Here is a 726-nt window from a genome sequence, read left to right on the forward strand (position 1 = left end):
GGTGCATCCAGGAGGATTCGAACCTCCGACCGCTCGGTTCGTAGCCGAGTACTCTATCCAGCTGAGCTATGGATGCAGGGGTAAGGCATGTTGATTTTACAGACTTCAGAAGCAGGCTACTACAGAGTAGCCTGCCACTTTTCAGAATATGGTGCATCCAGGAGGATTCGAACCTCCGACCGCTCGGTTCGTAGCCGAGTACTCTATCCAGCTGAGCTATGGATGCAAGGGTAAAGCGACGCAGTTTTCTGCGGGGTAACACTATCGGGGGAGATAAAGCGACAAACCTGAGGAGATACTGAAGAAAATCACGACCACTCATTAAGAAATGATGTCACCCGGAAGAACATTCGGCTATGACCTAAGCCTCATGTGTCGTCGTGAACGACGTTACCTTCCTTTGTGTTGGCGAAAAACTTTACAACATGCCAGCCCACAGGGTTTCACTCTTAAATAAAATGGTGCATCCAGGAGGATTCGAACCTCCGACCGCTCGGTTCGTAGCCGAGTACTCTATCCAGCTGAGCTATGGATGCATTGCTACTTCTTGTATAACGCAGTGTGCTGACTACTCACCGTGATGCAGGGCTGCTAACGCTGCACCAGTACTTCCCAATATTAAAGCCGCACTAAGCCGCTTTAAAAAATGTGGTGCATCCAGGAGGATTCGAACCTCCGACCGCTCGGTTCGTAGCCGAGTACTCTATCCAGCTGAGCTATGGATGC

The 726-nt window shown here is 50.4% G+C and carries 4 tRNA genes; all 4 read right to left on the reverse strand.

Features of this window, described 5'->3' with window-relative positions:
- Nucleotides 1-2: 2 nt before the first annotated feature.
- The 4 genes from ACZ3HG_RS22975 to ACZ3HG_RS22990 all read right to left on the reverse strand — a co-directional run bounded on the left by ACZ3HG_RS22975 (nt 3) and on the right by ACZ3HG_RS22990 (nt 726).
- A tRNA-Arg gene (locus ACZ3HG_RS22975) sits at nt 3-76 on the reverse strand.
- Nucleotides 77-149: 73 nt separating this feature from the next.
- Nucleotides 150-226, reverse strand: a tRNA-Arg gene (locus ACZ3HG_RS22980).
- A 233-nt stretch (nt 227-459) separates the two neighbouring features.
- Nucleotides 460-536, reverse strand: a tRNA-Arg gene (locus ACZ3HG_RS22985).
- Nucleotides 537-649: 113 nt separating this feature from the next.
- Nucleotides 650-726, reverse strand: a tRNA-Arg gene (locus ACZ3HG_RS22990).

The organism is Erwinia sp. PME.40.26/001 (genome assembly GCF_055556675.1).